The 14983-nt window shown below is 67.9% G+C and carries 10 protein-coding genes, 1 tRNA gene and 2 pseudogenes; 7 read left to right on the top strand and 6 right to left on the bottom strand.

What is annotated here, in order from left to right; translation table 11 throughout:
- The first annotated feature begins 152 nt into the window (after nucleotides 1-152).
- Nucleotides 153-680, top strand: a complete 528-nt coding sequence (locus tag ACF08M_RS26570; RefSeq protein ID WP_392187781.1) for an ATP-binding protein — start codon at nucleotides 153-155, stop codon at nucleotides 678-680.
- 48 nt (nucleotides 681-728) lie between these two features.
- Here the strand turns inward: ACF08M_RS26570 and ACF08M_RS26565 are convergent, their stop codons facing one another.
- Nucleotides 729-2192 carry an aminopeptidase P family protein gene (locus ACF08M_RS26565; RefSeq protein ID WP_392187780.1) on the bottom strand — a complete coding sequence of 488 codons (1464 nt, stop codon included), beginning with the start codon at nucleotides 2190-2192 and terminating at the stop codon, nucleotides 729-731.
- 156 nt (nucleotides 2193-2348) lie between these two features.
- The gene (locus ACF08M_RS26560) at nucleotides 2349-3719 is read right to left on the bottom strand and encodes a PP2C family protein-serine/threonine phosphatase (protein WP_392187779.1); all 1371 of its coding nucleotides are present in this window, start codon (nucleotides 3717-3719) and stop codon (nucleotides 2349-2351) included.
- 623 nt (nucleotides 3720-4342) lie between these two features.
- On the opposite strand from ACF08M_RS26560, the gene ACF08M_RS26555 reads away from it, so the two are divergent.
- On the top strand, nucleotides 4343-5062 hold the full coding sequence (locus ACF08M_RS26555; protein ID WP_392187778.1) for a bifunctional DNA primase/polymerase: 720 nt from the start codon (nucleotides 4343-4345) through the stop codon (nucleotides 5060-5062).
- Nucleotides 5063-5909: 847 nt separating this feature from the next.
- Here the strand turns inward: ACF08M_RS26555 and ACF08M_RS26550 are convergent.
- From ACF08M_RS26550 to ACF08M_RS26540, 3 genes and pseudogenes are all read right to left on the bottom strand, one after another.
- Nucleotides 5910-6875: a DUF5926 family protein gene (locus tag ACF08M_RS26550; RefSeq protein ID WP_392187777.1), complete on the bottom strand. Its 966-nt coding sequence runs from the start codon at nucleotides 6873-6875 to the stop codon at nucleotides 5910-5912.
- A gap of 278 nt (nucleotides 6876-7153) precedes the next feature.
- Nucleotides 7154-7760 (bottom strand): annotated as a pseudogene (locus tag ACF08M_RS26545) (ATP-binding protein).
- A 53-nt stretch (nucleotides 7761-7813) separates the two neighbouring features.
- Complete coding sequence (locus tag ACF08M_RS26540) at nucleotides 7814-8647, bottom strand: glycerophosphodiester phosphodiesterase (RefSeq protein ID WP_392187776.1); 834 nt, start codon at nucleotides 8645-8647, stop codon at nucleotides 7814-7816.
- A gap of 219 nt (nucleotides 8648-8866) precedes the next feature.
- Here ACF08M_RS26540 and ACF08M_RS26535 point away from each other — a divergent pair, with 219 nt between their 5' ends.
- Together ACF08M_RS26535 and ACF08M_RS26530 are read left to right on the top strand one after the other, a co-directional pair.
- The gene (locus tag ACF08M_RS26535; RefSeq protein WP_392187775.1) at nucleotides 8867-10375 is read left to right on the top strand and encodes a S1C family serine protease; all 1509 of its coding nucleotides are present in this window, start codon (nucleotides 8867-8869) and stop codon (nucleotides 10373-10375) included.
- Between the two features lie 50 nt (nucleotides 10376-10425).
- Nucleotides 10426-10514 (top strand) — tRNA-Ala (locus tag ACF08M_RS26530).
- 184 nt (nucleotides 10515-10698) lie between these two features.
- Here ACF08M_RS26530 and ACF08M_RS26525 read toward each other — a convergent pair.
- Nucleotides 10699-11265, bottom strand: a pseudogene (locus tag ACF08M_RS26525) (GntR family transcriptional regulator); the annotation flags it as partial.
- A 446-nt stretch (nucleotides 11266-11711) separates the two neighbouring features.
- Between ACF08M_RS26525 and ACF08M_RS26520 the strand changes: the two are divergent.
- The 3 genes from ACF08M_RS26520 to ACF08M_RS26510 all read left to right on the top strand — a co-directional run.
- A complete protein-coding gene (locus tag ACF08M_RS26520) occupies nucleotides 11712-12485 on the top strand; it encodes a hypothetical protein (protein ID WP_392187774.1) in 774 nt (257 codons plus the stop codon).
- A gap of 449 nt (nucleotides 12486-12934) precedes the next feature.
- The gene (locus tag ACF08M_RS26515) at nucleotides 12935-14026 is read left to right on the top strand and encodes a hypothetical protein (protein WP_392187773.1); all 1092 of its coding nucleotides are present in this window, start codon (nucleotides 12935-12937) and stop codon (nucleotides 14024-14026) included.
- A 667-nt stretch (nucleotides 14027-14693) separates the two neighbouring features.
- On the top strand, nucleotides 14694-14983 hold a 290-nt coding region (locus ACF08M_RS26510; RefSeq protein ID WP_392187772.1), incomplete at its 3' end, for a transposase.

Below are 14983 nucleotides of genomic sequence, written 5' to 3'. Positions count from 1 at the left end.
CCGGTCGGGACGATCGGCCGGGCCGGGCATACACGGGTGCGGGGAACGCTGGTATCCGCCGAATGAGCGGTGTCACATCCGGTCCGCGCTTACGAACGGCCCCGCGCGGCAATACGTATCGGTATGTCGAGCCGCAGCCAGGAGGCTGGAGCATGAGCATCTGGTGGTCCCTCCATTTGCGGCGTGAGGCTGCGAGCGTTCCGCTCGCCCGTCGTTTCCTGCTGGGCACGATGGAGACCGCCGGCGTCGATCCGGACATCTCCTTCGATCTGTCGGTCGCGCTCACCGAGGCCTGCGCGAACGCCGTCGAACACGGTGGCGACCACAAGGTCCAGGAGGAACAGAGCGTCGGCCGGGACCCGTGGGACGTATGGGACGAGCTGCCCGGGAGAGCCTCCGGACAGTACCGGGTCACCGCGTATCTGGACGGTGAGAAGTGCCGTATCGAGGTCGCCGATTCGGGACCGGGTTTCCCCGCCCGGCGCACGCTGCGCACGTCCGCGCAGCGGCACGATCCCCCGCAGTACCCGCCGCTCGGCGCGGAGGACGGCCGGGGGCTCTGTCTGATCGAGCAGCTCGCCGATCACGTCCACTTCGGCAACCGTCCCGGCCGCGGTGCCGTGGTGAGCTTCGACAAGGTCCTGAAATGGCGGAAGGACGCCCTGCTCATGGTGTCCTGAGCGGGGCGCCCTTCGACGCGTGGAGGACCTGTCTCCGTGAGGCGGGACTCAGCCCTTGAGCTGGGCCATCCACGCCTCGATCTCGTCGGCCCGGCGCGGCAGCTTGTCGGAGAGGTTCCGGTTCCCGTCCTCGGTGACGAGGATGTCGTCCTCGATCCGGACGCCGATGCCCCGGTACTCCTCGGGGACGGTCAGGTCGTCGGTCTGGAAGTACAGACCGGGCTCGACCGTCAGACAGACACCGGGCTCCAGTGTTCCGTTGACGTACGTCTCGGTGCGTGCGGCGGCGCAGTCGTGGACGTCCATGCCGAGCATGTGGCCGGTGCCGTGCAGCGTCCAGCGGCGCTGGAGGCCCAGCTCCAGGACCTTGTCCACGGACAGGTCGCCCAGCAGGCCCCACTCGACGAGCTTCTCGGTGAGTACGCGCTGTGCCGCGTCGTGGAAGTCGCGGTAGTCGGCACCGGGCTTGACGGCCGCGATACCCGCTTCCTGCGCCTCGTACACCGCGTCGTAGATCTTCCGCTGCAGTGGCGTGAACGTGCCGTTGATCGGAAGGGTGCGGGTCACGTCGGCGGTGTAGAGGTCATTGGTCTCCACACCGGCGTCGAGCAGCAGCAGCTCGCCGGGGCGCACCGGGCCGTCGTTGCGCACCCAGTGCAGGGTGGTGGCGTGCGGGCCGGCCGCGCAGATCGAGCCATAGCCGATGTCATTGCCCTCGATGCGGGCGCGCAGGAAGAAGGTGCCCTCGATGTAGCGCTCGCTCGTCGCCTCGGCCTTGTCGAGGACCTTCACGACGTCTTCGAAGCCGCGTGCGGTGGCGTCGCAGGCCTTCTGCAGTTCGGCGATCTCGAAGGCGTCCTTGACCAGCCGGGCCTCGGAGAGGAAGACGCGCAGTTCTTCGTCGCGCTCGGCGGTGACCTTGTCGGTCAGCGCGGCCTCGATGCCGGCGTCGTGGCCGCGGACATTGCGGACCGGGCCGGTGGCCTCGGTCAGCGCGGCCGGCAGCTCGCGCACATCCTTCGCCGGGATGCCCAGCAGCTGCTCGGCCTCGGCGAGGGAGTGGCGGCGGCCCACCCACAGCTCGCCCTGGCCGTCGAGCCAGAACTCGCCGTTCTCGCGGTTGGAGCGCGGCAGCAGGTGGATGGTCGCCTCGTGCCCGTCCCGGGTGGGCTCCAGGACGAGGACGCCGTCCTGGGTCTGGTCGCCGGTGAGGTACGCGTACTCGGTGGAGGCGCGGAAGGCGTACTTGGTGTCGTTGGAGCGGGTCTTCAGGTTGCCCGCGGGGATGACCAGGCGCTCACCGGGGAAACGCGCGGAGAGCGCGGCGCGGCGGGCGGCGGCGTGCTCGGCCTGGGCGATCGGTTCGAGGCCGTGGAGTTCGGTATCGGCCCAACCGGACTTCATGTTCGCGGCGAGTTCATCGGAGACGCCCGGGTACAGGCCGTTCTTCCGCTGCTTGACCGTCGCTTCTTCTTCGGTCTCCGGGGTCTCCGGGGTGAGCTCCTCAGCCACGACTTGTCTCTCCTTGATACGACACTGGACCCCGTCCATCGTACGGGCGTACGGAAGGGGGCACAGGGCCGGAAGACCTGTTACACAGCCTGGCCGGAGCGGACCGAGGACGTTGCCCGGACCCCCTTCGGCCGACCGGGGCGGGACGCACGGCTCTCAGCCGAAGCGCGCGGCCAGAACGACCACGTCCTCCGTGCTGTCGTCCTGGTCGAGACCGTCCGGCAGGACGGTCCGCAGCACATGGTCGGCGACGGATCCGGCGTCGTCGCGCAGCGCCTTCGGCACGCGCGCCGCCGCCGAGTGGAGCCGTGCGAACGCCCGGTCCATCGAGTCGCCGGTACGGCGCAGCAGCCCGTCGGTGTAGAGGAGTACGGTCTCGCCGGGCGCCGGGGTGATTTCCACGCTGGGCGCCTCCCAGCAGGCGAGCATGCCCAGCGGCGCGGAGACCGAGGTCTCGATGAACTCGGTGCGTTGGTCGCCGATCACGAGCGGCGGGGTGTGGCCCGCACCGGCCAGCAGGATCTTGTGGCGGGCGGGTTCGCAGTAGGCGAACAGGGCGGTCGCGGAACGGGCGGGTTCGGTGAGCCGCAGCAGCAGTTCCAGATCCGAGAGCACGGCGACCGGATCCTCGCCCTCCATCACGGCGTACGCCCGCAGACCGGCGCGCAGCCGGCCCATGGCGGCCAGGGCGCTGGGCCCGGAGCCGTCCACCGAGCCCACGGCGAGACCGAGCGCGCCTTCCGGCAGGGCCAGCGCGTCGTACCAGTCGCCGCCTCCCAGCGGGGCTGCACGGTGGCGTGCGGCCAGCTGTACGCCGGTGACCCGGGGCAGTCGGGTGGGCAGCAACTCCTCCGTGACGGTGGCGACATCGGCCCTGGCGCGCTCCAGCTCCAGCAGCCTGGCCAGATGCTCGCCGGCGTGCCCGGCGTAGAGGGCGATGAGATGGCGTTGGCGTTCCAGTGGTTCGGCGGGTTCGTCGTACAGCCAGACGGCGGCACCGAGCCTGCCGGTCGCTTCGGCGGTGAGCGGCAGGGCGTAGCTGGCGGCGTAGCCGAGGCGGGTGGCGACCTCGCGGCGGCGGGGGTCGAGGCCGGTGTCACCGAGCAGGTCGGAGGTGGTCCGCGCCCCTTCGGTGTCCGGGAGCCCTTCTAGGATCCGGCCGTAGGAGGTGGCGCTGCGTGGCACCGTCTCCATGTGCCCGAGCTCGGCGTGGGCGAGTCCGAGGCCGATAGTGCTGACGGGGCCGCGGCGGTCGGACGGTTCGAAGACGACGAGTCCGCGGCGGGCTCCGACCAGGGTGGCTCCGGCGTCAAGCAGTTCGTGCAGTGCGTCGTCGAGCGTGCTGGTCCTGGCCAGTCGCTCGGTGAGTTCGTGCAGCGTGGTGAGATCGGAGACCCAGCCGGCCAGCCGGTCCTGGATGAATGATCCGGGGGCGGCCGGTACTCCGGACAGAGAACCGGCAGTGTGCGCTGAAACAGGAACCGTGGGATCGATTCCAGCCACTTTCGGCAGGTGCGGGGCGCTCATGACAGTCGGCTTTCCCACCGGTGCGATTCGTCGAATAGCATCGCAAACCCCCATGTCATTCTGCGTCGCTATCAGTGCATCCACATGTACACGTAGCACCCACATGTACACGCACAAGTAAGGCGATGTCCAGCATTGTCCCTACGGGATTTGTGGTGTCCGAACGACTGCTAAGTTGGCTAAAAATCGCAGCCCGTGACGGCCATTTGCGGTCGACTGGGCGTGCTCGACAAGGGGGTGTTCTCGGGGTGAAGTCCCGGAGGAAGCGTCATTTCGGGCATGCTGGGTACGTAAATCGATGATGGCCAGGGGCAGTTCTGATCGCCCCGGAACCCGGCAGTGGGCCCGGGCGTCCTCTTCTGTGACGGCCACGCCCCACCCCGAGTGGCGGGGTCTGTACCTCAAGGCGACAGGCGCGATACGTGCGCCGCTCCTCGCCACGATGGTGTCCGGACCTGTCCCGCCCCCTGCTCGACCCGGCTCGGCCCATGCTCGGTACCGACGATCCACCCGTACCGCAGGTTTGAAGAGCATGTACGCACAGTGAAGAGATGGACGCGTGTTGTGATGCGCGCGTGGTGTGATGTGGACCCTCGGCGTTCAACGGAAAGGAACGAGCGCTCATGCGCGAGATCCTCGGAAGGCGACGCAGGCTCCGGCTCCGGCGCAAAGGGAGGCCCGCCCAGCTCGACGCGGCCCTGACCTGTGCCACGGCATGGCGGTGGCCCGTGCTCCCCGGAGTGGGGCTGGAGGCGGCCGGTGGCCGCGGTGACCGCGGCCGTGGCTGCGCCTGCCCCGATCCCGAGTGCGTCGTACCCGGCGCACACCCCTTCGATCCCGGTCTCCTCGCGGCGACCACCGACGAGCGCATGGTGCGGTGGTGGTGGTCGAACCGGCCCACCGCTCCGATCGTGCTGGCCACCGGCGGACACGCCCCGTGCGCGCTGAGCCTGCCGGCCGTGGCCGCCGCCCGGGCGCTGGCCGATCTGGACCGGATGGGCACGCGGCTCGGCCCCGTGGTGGCGACGCCGACCCGGTGGTCGCTGCTGGTCGCCCCGTACACCCTCGAACGGCTCGGCGAGCTGCTGCACGCCCAGGACTGGGTGCCCAGTTCGCTGCGGTTCCATGGTGAGGGCGGCTACCTCGTCCTTCCACCGTCCGAGGTGGCGGCGGGGCAGGTGCGCTGGGAACGGGCTCCCGCGCCGGGGCCCCGGTCGGGCTCGAATCGGGGTGCCGTCGCCGGACCTGCCGCGCCGTGGCTGCCGGACGTGGGGGCGGTGCTCGATGCGCTGGTCGAGGCGAGCAACGGCGCACCGGACGGCGGCAGTCGGCTCGCCTACTGACGCCCGGGCCGGCTCACACGCTGACGGACGGGCCGACTCACACGCTCGGACGTGAGCGGGCCCGGGCGCCCGGAACCCTGAGTGCCCGGGACAAAAGAGACGTGTGGCGCCGAGATGTTCGTATTCCGTCGTTATCCCCGTCGAGTCGTCAGGAATTCGGGCGAATCCGACAGGTATCGATGATGCTGACGGTGCTGATGGGGCTGGCGGGGCTGACGAGGACGGGGGTATACGGATGAGGCTGTGCGTATTTCTCCGGATCCTCTCTCCGTCCCGGTTCTCCCCGACCCCGTTCTCCCATCGGTCCTTGCAAAGTCTGCCGCTGCAAAGAGCGCTGGCGCGGGGCTTTCTGGTGGAACTTCCGAAGCCTTCTCGACGGATTCTTCGAAAATCCATTCGACTAATGCCGGGGAGGGTTATTCGTAGGGCATTTGTGGTGTCCGGTCTCGACCGGGAGCGGACCTCGACCGGGACGGATCTCGACCGGGGCGGACGGGTCGTCAATCCGGTTTCTGGCCCGCTGGGTTGACGTTGACGGTGGCGCGCGGATGCCGGGAAGCCGGATTCGGCCGTCGAGGGGGCGGCGGCTCCGGGGGCGGTGGCTCCGAGCCGTACCGGCCGGGGTTCGTGCGCGGGCTCGCGCGCCCCGGCGTGCGCTGCGCGCCGTACCCGGAAATGAGGATGCCCGGTCGCTGGCGACGGGGGATGCACCAGCGACCGGGCTTCCAGAACGGTAACAAGAGATCTGCCGTTCGCAAATTCGATCTCGTGTATTCGGACAGCGATTTACCTACGAGTACGGGGAGTTGTGACGCGTGTCACCTTGCGACCCCGAGGGTCGTCACTGTCAGCTGAGCGTCACTTGGCGGTTGGTGAGCCCGCCGCGGGCCCGCCGCTCCTCGGCGGTGAGCGGCGCGTCCGAAGCCAGCGCCGCGGTCAGCCGCTTAGCGAGTTCGGACGCGGGCTTCTCGCACTCCGCGGCTCCCATCGCACTCGGCAGATCCCAGACCGGGACCATCAGCCCGTGCGCCCGGAAGGAGCCGACCAGCCGCGTCCCCTCGCCCAGCGAGGAGGTGCCGGCGGCATGCAGCCGGGCGAGCGCGTCGAGGAGCCGCTCCTCGGGGTGGGACATGACCCAGCGCAGGTGGTTCTTCTCCGGGGTTTCGCACCAGTACGCGGCGTCCACACCGGAGAGCCGTGTGGTCGGGAGCGCCGCCTCGTTCGCGCGCTCCAGGGACGCGGCAACCTCGGGCGTGGCGTTCTCCGCGTCCGGGACCCAGAACTCGAAGCCGGAGTGGACAACGGGCTCGAACGCCGCACCGGGGTCGAGCACGTCCTGCAGCCGCGGACCGTCGGCCGGTGCGCGCCGGGCCGTCACGGGCGAACCGGGCTCGGCGGCCAGCGCCCGCTGCAACGTGTCCGCGAGGTCACGGCTGAGGTCACCGGACGGGGTGTCGTTCTGCAGGGCGAGCAGCACCGAACCGTCGTCGCGGCGGAGCGCGGGCCATGCCATCGGCAGGACGGTCGCCATCGTCACGGAGGGCACGCCCTCGGGCAGCCCGTCCTTCAGCGTCAGCTCGACCGTGGCGGCGGGCACCAGCTCGCGCAGGGCGACCCAGTCGCATTCACCGGCCAGACCCTCGAAGGGGCGGTGGACCAGCTCGGTCACGGCATGGGCGGCGGCGCGGCCGTGGCACGCCTTGTAGCGGCGGCCCGAACCGCACGGGCAGGGCTCACGAGCCCCGACCACCGGGATCTCGCCGTCCTTGAGTTGCTGCTTCCCGGCCTTGGTCTGAGGGCGCTTCTTGGCCATGGTGGGCTTTCTCCCGATTGCGACAGTGCGGTCTGGGCCGCGAGCCTAGCGGCCCGTGTCACGTCCGGGACACACGCGCCCGCGTGCCCCGGTGACAGGGGGTGTGGAACGCCCGTGCGTACGCCTGCCCGCAGACAGGAATGCCGGTGCGTGCGCCCGTCGGGATGAACGCCGGTGCATGCGCCCGCCGGTATGAAGGTCGGTGTGTCCGCCGGTATGAAGGCTGGCGCGGGTGCTGTAACGCGGACCTCGCACACTTCCGTACCCGTACGGGGACGTCAGCCCACGTCGTCGAAGGCATCCGCGAAGCTCAGCCCGTCGAACCCCGGCACGGCCGGTACCCCGGACATCCGCCCGTGTCCCTCGCTGACGAGGACCCAGACGGTGACCTCCCCGGTCACGCTGTCGCGTACGCCCCACTCCTCGGCGAGCGCGCTGATGATGTTGAGCCCGCGGCCGCCGCGCGCCGTCACTGACGGTGTGGCCGGAACTGGTCGGGTCGGACCGCCTCCGTCCGTCACTTCGACGGTCAGCCCGCCCGTTCTGTCCACGTGCCATGCGGCGCGGACGTCGCCGTCCCCCACATCCGTGTGTCGCCCCAGCGGCCTGCCGTGCCGACAGGCGTTGCTGAGTAGTTCGGAAAGGATCAATACAGCATCGTCGACAACCGAATCCGGCACCCCGTGACTGCGCAGTTGCTCGCGCATCCGGTGCCGCGCCTGACCCACGCCCGCAGGGCCATGGGGTACGGCCATGCTCGACGACGTGGGCACTTCCTGTGCCACCACCAACGCCACCCCCGAGACCTCCTTTGCCCCCACGCCACGGTGTGGATGCCCCCCTGGACTGGACCGGAAACCGGCCAATCGACTGCCAGTGACGCACTCGCGACGATCGAATACGGTTCGAATGCGCCGGTGTACACCGTGTAACGGATGTCAGGAGCGTCCGAGTTGTGCCAGAACCTGTTTCGGGCGGTTGGTGATGATTGCCTCGACGCCGAGTTCGACGCAGAGTTCGACATCCTCCGGTTCGTTGACCGTCCAGACGTGTACCCGATGGCCCGCGCGGTGCAGGCGCTCGATGTAGCCGGGGTTGCTTCGCACGATCCTCATCCCCGGACCGGCGATCCGCGCCCCGGCCGGGAGCCGTCCGTCCCGCAGGCGTGGCGAGACGAACTGCATCAGATAGACGGTGGGCAGCGTGGGGGCCGCGGCCTGGACGCGGTACAGGGAGCGTGCCGAGAAACTCATGATCCGTACCGGTGACGGGCCGCCGGTCGGCGGGGCGTCGAGTTCGAAGTGCCTCAGCAGGTGCAGCAGCCGCTCCTCGACCTGGCCCGCCCAGCGGGTCGGGTGCTTGGTCTCGATGGCCAGCTGGAGCGGGCGTCCGGCGGCCCGGGTCTCGGCGACCAGTTCGAGCAGCCGTTCCAGGGTGAGTACGGATGTGAGCTCTCCCGGCACCGGGTCCCAGTCCGGGGACTCCGACTCCTCGCGGTCCTTCCAGGACCCGAAGTCGAGCGCGGCGAGCTCGGAGAGCTCCAGCGTGGAGACGGCCCCGCGGCCGTTGGAGGTGCGGTTCACCCGGCGGTCGTGTACACAGACGAGGTGGCCGTCGGCGGTGAGCCGTACATCGCACTCCAGGGCATCGGCACCGTCCTCGATCGCCTTCCGGTATGCGGCCAGGGTGTGCTCGGGGGCGTCGTCGGACGCGCCCCGGTGGGCGATGACCTGGATGGGGTGGTGCGTGGATTGCTGCCGTGCATGGGTCACTGCGTCATCGTGTCACCGAGGAGTGAGTGCTGGATACAGCTTGCGCGGCGGTTGCGCGTGCCCCGCGCCCGGAGTCCTTTTTGCCGGATGTAAAGATTGGTGTGCGGATGCACAGGTCCTGCTTACAGTGGCCTGACGTGCCTTGGGAAATGCTGTCCCAGGACACGTACACAGCGGATCTCTTGCCGAAAATGATGTGGAACCAAGGAGTAAAGAGCTGTGAGCACAGAGAACGAGGGCAACGAGGGCACCGCGGCCGAGGCCGTTCCGTCCGTTCCGTCCGCACCTCCAGTGCCGGCCGACGCTCCTCAGGGGCCGCCCAAGAGCACACACGCGTCCCCGCCCGCCCCGGCGCACCCGGAGGCGCCGGACGCGGCGACCGCGCGGCAGCCGTCCCAGGCGCAGCAGCCGTTCCCCCCGTCGGAGGAACCGGCCGCCGCGACCGCTCACATGGCTCCCGTCCCGCCCACGCCTCCCCCCGGGTTCCAGTCGGCCGCCGAGGCCAACTGGCCCCCGCCCCCTCCCGCCGTCCCCGCGTACGCGCACCACGGCGCGGACGGCGGCGGTCCGGTCTGGGGCGCCCCGGCCCCGCTCCATTCCCCCGAAGGCCCGCGCAAGCGGGGCACGAGCGGACTGGTGGCCGCGGTGGTGGCGGCGGCGCTGGTCGCGGGCGGTATCGGCGGTGCCCTCGGCTACTGGGCGGCCGACCGGAACGGCGGCTCCGGCTCGACCACGGTCTCGGCGTCGGGCAACCCGCGGGACCTCAAGCGCGACCAGGGCACGGTCGCGGGTGTGGCGGCCAAGGCGCTGCCCAGCGTGGTCACCATCGATGCGCAGGGCGGTGACGGCGAGGGCGGTACGGGCACCGGCTTCGTGTACGACAAGCAGGGCCACATCCTCACGAACAACCACGTGGTGGCCTCCGCGGCGGACAACGGCCAGCTCACGGCGACGTTCTCGAACGGCAAGAAGTACGACGCCGAGGTGGTCGGCCGGGCACAGGGGTACGACGTCGCGGTTCTGAAGCTGAAGAACCCGCCGTCGGGGCTCGCCCCGCTGTCTCTCGGCAACTCGGACCAGGTCGCGGTCGGCGATTCGACGATCGCGATCGGCGCCCCGTTCGGTCTGTCCAACACGGTGACCACGGGCATCATCAGCGCCAAGAGCCGGCCGGTCGCCTCCGGTGACGGGTCCGGTGGCAGCAACTCGTACATGAGCGCCCTGCAGACCGACGCGTCGATCAACCCGGGCAACTCCGGTGGCCCGCTGCTCGATTCGCGCGGCGCGGTCATCGGCATCAACTCCGCCATCCAGTCGACCGGCAACAGTGTCGGCCAGACCCAGGCGGGCTCGATCGGCCTCGGTTTCGCGATCCCGATCAACCAGGCGACGAACGTCGCCCAGCAACTGATCAAGACCGGCCAGCCGGTCTACCCGGTGATCGGGGCCACGGTCATGATGGATGACAAGAACGGTGGCGCGGTCATCTCCAACCAGGGCGCGGGCGGCACGGCGGCCGTGTCGAAGGACGGCCCCGCGGACAGGGCCGGTCTCAAGGCGGGCGATGTCATCACGAAGTTCAACGACTCCGTGATCGACAGCGGCCCGACCCTGATCGGCGAGATCTGGACCCACAAGCCCGGCGACCGGGTGACCGTGACCTACAAGCGCGACGGCAGGACGGCAACGACCGAAGTCACCCTGGGGGAGCGCAAGGGCGACAGCTGACCGGCCAGGCTGTCTTCGAGTCAACCGCGGTCCACGGACCGATGACGCGGGGTGGGCTGCCCGAGCGGCTTAGGAGAACGGTCTTGCAAACCGTCGTGACGTGAGAGCGTCACCGTGGGTTCGAATCCCACACCCACCGCGCAGGTGAACGGCCTCCGACCAGGTATGACGGTCGGGGGCCGTTGTGCTGTTCGCTGCCCGTCGGCCACCGTGTCTTCCCGTGGTTTCCCGCCCGATCGGGCACGGAAGGGGCACGCGTGGGGCACGGGCTGACCCGGGTTGAGGGGATCCACAGGGCAGCGGACGCCCGTTGGTTACCGCGGTTACCGGTTGATCGGGATCTCATAGACGATCTCGCAGTGAGCGGCAGGCACGACGATGTCCGCTGTCTCCACGGGCCGTCCCTGGTCGCTGTAGTACGTCCGCCGGATGTGCGTGACGAGACCGGCCTTCTGGATGCCCAGAAGTGATGCCTCCTCGGCGATCGCCTGCCGCGGCTCCGGTTGTTCCACGGCGTGGCTGACGGTGATGCCGATCGCGGCCATGCGGTTCACGACGCCCGTCCCGGCGTGCGGCCCTCCCTCGGGGAGGACGACGAGGGTGCCGGCGGTGAGGTCGTAGGGCTCCCAACTCGTCGACAGTTGCACCGGCCTGCCGTCGGCCAGGAACTCGTACGCCGTGCGGACACACAGATCGCCCTCGGCGATACCCAGGCGGGCCGCGATCTCCGCCGGGGCGGGGACCTTGGCGTCGGTCCGGCTCTCCCAGTCCCCTTGCCTGCCCACAGCCTTCATGTCCGCCCGGAACGGCGAACCGTCGCGCTGCTCCCGCGCCGACGAACGGACCACCCGCACCCGCTGCCGGGGCTCGGCGACGTACGTGCCCGATCCGTCGGTGATCGCGCGCCGCCCGGATACCGCCGTGCCCCAGGATCCGGGCCTCGGCCCCCATCATCAGCCGCCGCTGCCGCTCGTCCAGATGCGGGAACAACACCCCGAACTTTGCCGTGAGTTGACCACGAACCTCTTTGGAGACGCTCATATCACAACAACGTGCCGCACCACGCGAAGGAACACCTTGATTCTGTGCGAGCCCTTAGGAGCAGGTGCAGCGGCGCCGTGCCGCGCTGACCGTACCGATCAAACTCGGCGCAGCCTGATCAAATGAAACCGCAGGGCCAACGGGGAGGTCGCACCAGTTCTACACCCACTTGGGGTACACAAAAATGCCCCACCCTTGCTCTCTGGTTTATATGGATGTGCGAGCGAAAGTCCGTACGGAGTGACCGACGGACAATGGACCGACCGAACTGAACCGAGTTCGTCAAGGAGTTCCCATGTCAAACAGGAACGGGCACCCAGGTATAGGACGTCTTGGCAAGGCGCCGGCCAAGATCGACAGACGCACACTGAACTTCGCGCAATACCTCGAAACCACTCTGCCTCCGGCTCCGATCGCGAAATCCTGGACGGACAAGGTGCAGGACTGGGAGGCACTCGGCAACATCCAATACGGAGACTGTGTGGAAGCTGCTGCCCTGCACCTGGAGCAGAACTGGTCGGCCTACGAAGGGCCCGCGGAATTCGAGCCCAACGAGAAAGAGGCCCTCGATGCCTACACGGCCATCGCCGGGTTTAGCCCCAGCGATCCCTCGACCGATCAGGGAACCAATATGCTCCAGGCGCTGGTCTACTGGCGCAACCAGGGCATCGGCGGCAACAAGATTTTTGCGTTTGCCGCCTGCGAGCCGGGTAACACCGAGCACATCCGCGACGCGATAGCGCTCTTCGGGGGCGCCTACATCGGGCTGGCACTGCCGGATACGGCCAAGCAACAGAACGTCTGGATGGTGCCGCCCGGCGGTCCGGTCGGAGAGGGCGCGCCGAACAGCTGGGGCGGCCACTGCGTCCCGGTCATCGGATACACCCCCACCCAGCTTTTTTGCGTCACGTGGGGACAACTCCACGCGATGACCTGGCAGTTCTTCCAGACGTACTGCGATGAGGCATATGCGGTACTCAGCGGCCAGTGGACGGACCCCAGTCGCCCCGACCCTGATGGGTTCACGCTTGACCAACTGCGTCAGGATCTGGCGGCTATCCCGGGCTGACTTGGCCTACCAGGTGGCAAGTGGTGCCCTGCCTCGCACGCCGCTCCTGCCCCGATAGTCGCTGGGTGACGGCGGGGCGAGGAGCGGCGCGGTAGGCGCACCGCAGGGGGAGGCAGAAGCCCTCGTCGTCGACGGCCCATAGCGAGTACTAAGGGCTGTCCCGTAATCCCTGGCGTGCGCACGACGACAGCTACTTCCCAAGCTCTCGGCTGCGCTCGAGCAGGGGAGGCCCCATCCTCGCCGCGTTGTCGGAACGTCCGAATACATCCAGTATGCGGACGTCCCTCCGCTTTGCGCCCATCAGTTCAATGCGAGCACTGCACGACCTGGTGAAAATTGTCCCGTGCGCCGCCGTGCTGCACTCCCGCCTTGGAATTCCGCTGCGCGCGTGTAACCGGGACGGGGCAATCCCAGGGGCCTCCACTTTGAATCAATGCTCAGACGGAGTCATGATGTCCCTGAAAGGCAAGATTGCCCAAATCCTTCCTTCCTGTACTAATGATGAGCAAAATGATCCGGGCGCAGATCCTGACAGTGACAATGATGTGGCCGGAAAAAGAAGGAGATCTTCCTGGGCTCAGCGCACTACTGCGCATGTAGCTCACCTCCAGGCACTGCTTAACAGGAGGTTGGAGACTGGTTTACCGGAAGAAGATCGAAAGATCGCAGAGAAGATAAGGACCCATCTGGATGCGGCTCGAAATGCGGCCGGAGGGCGGGCGGGCCCAATTTCGATCCTGACCGGCTCCCTGACCGGTTCGCATATTGACCGCGCGTACTCTAATATACACAAGGCCGAAGTGAAGCTTCTCAAGCTGGTGCCTGACGACGAAAACGAGCTTAAATGGGCTGGTACCGTCGTCCTGGCTCAGGCCAGGCAGCACCTCGGGCGGGATGATCCGAGGCTAGCGGCTCTGGAGGGCCGCTTGACAACTAATGGTCAAGAAATGGGGCCAGACCTAAGGGAGTTGGCCGTCGCCACCCTGCTGGCAGCACACGAAGCGGAAGAAACGGAGAGGGCAAAAGCGCGCAGTTTTCGCAATATTCTCCTCTCTGCAGTTTTCGCGACCAGTTTCATCGCCGCACTCTTCATTTTCTGGAGCCTCAAGGGTGGTGCGGCAATAAATCTCCTCCTGTGCTTCAACCCTCCGGGTGGACAAGTTTGCCCAACAGGAAAAAATGGCGGCAAGGCGGACGCCTTGCTTGTGGAGGGGATAGGCGCCGGCGCAGCGGCCTTCGCTGGCGCAGTGGCCATTCGGAAAATCCAGGGCACAACCACTCCATATTCGATTCCTGTAATGCTCATACTTTTGAGGCTACCTGCAGGAGCCCTGTCGGCCCTTTTTGGGATTATATTAATTCATGGTCGATTTATTCCCGGCCTGACGGATCTGGATTCTGCCCCGCAGATTGCTGCCTGGGCGATAGTGTTCGGAGTTGGACAAGAATTGGTAACGCGACTGATTGACAATCAAGGGAAAAAGGTATTGGAAAACGTGCGAGGATCGGAACGCGGCTTCGGTAATAGCGAGAACAGGTAGAGGGCGTCTGAAAGATGATGTCGAGGGCCAGTCGCTCGACGAGCTTTCCTTCCAGGCTCGCGAAAAGCCCGCCGCTCGGCGATCAGCCTGTTCCCATGCGCACACCGCAACCGTTACGGGTTGAGGCACACCTTGGGTTCAACCCGAATAGCTGATCCGCCGGGACGGCGTAGCCCCGCTCGCCAGTATCCATCCCGTTCTGGAACGCGCCGCCAACCCGAGCGGGAGTTGGAAACCGTCGGCACTTCCCGTGGAGGGGTGCCCGATCGTACGGATCGGAGGGTCGCAACTCCTGAGGGCGTGCGTGGACGTGGGACCCAGTGGAGGTCCTTCGCCCCGGGGATGCTGGCACATCCGTAGGCTTCCAGGTGTCGGCGTGGGCCGGCGGGCGGATGCTGATGGAGAGCGGTAGCTCTGGAGCGCGGAAACAGGGCCAGTGGACCCCGTGTGGGCCACGGCACCTGTCCAAGACGTAGGGCCGGGTAGGCTGTACCCGCTCCGTCCCAGGTGGGCCGGGGCCAGGGTGGGTTGCCCGAGCGGCCTAACCTCGGGCTTTCGCGAGGTGGGTTGTCCGATGCTTGATCAAATAAGCGGAGAGTGCCCCTGACCTGCAACGATGGGACTTGTCTAGGGTCCTGTTGGCTGCACGGAAAGAAGCATTCTCCAGGTGAGTAAGCGTATCGGGTTGTACCCGCGTGTCCGCGTCGAGGGCGGTGGCAAGGGGACCGTCTCGCGGGCCGGGGCGGTGCTGTTGGTCGAGACGGTCCGCAAGTGCGGTCTGGACACCGCGATATCGACGGCATTGGTGCCGTGGCGCAAGCCGCGGACAGTGCACGACCCGGGCAAGATCCTGCTGGATGTCGCGCTCGGAGTCGCCCTGGGCGGGGACTGCCTCGCCGATGTCGCCATGCTGCGGGCCGAGCCCGACGTGTTCGGCCCGGTGGCATCCGACCCCAC

It is taken from the genome of Streptomyces sp. NPDC015032 (genome assembly GCF_043080425.1).
Lineage (GTDB): Bacteria > Actinomycetota > Actinomycetes > Streptomycetales > Streptomycetaceae > Streptomyces.
This window is presented reverse-complemented; position numbering and strand designations above follow the sequence as displayed.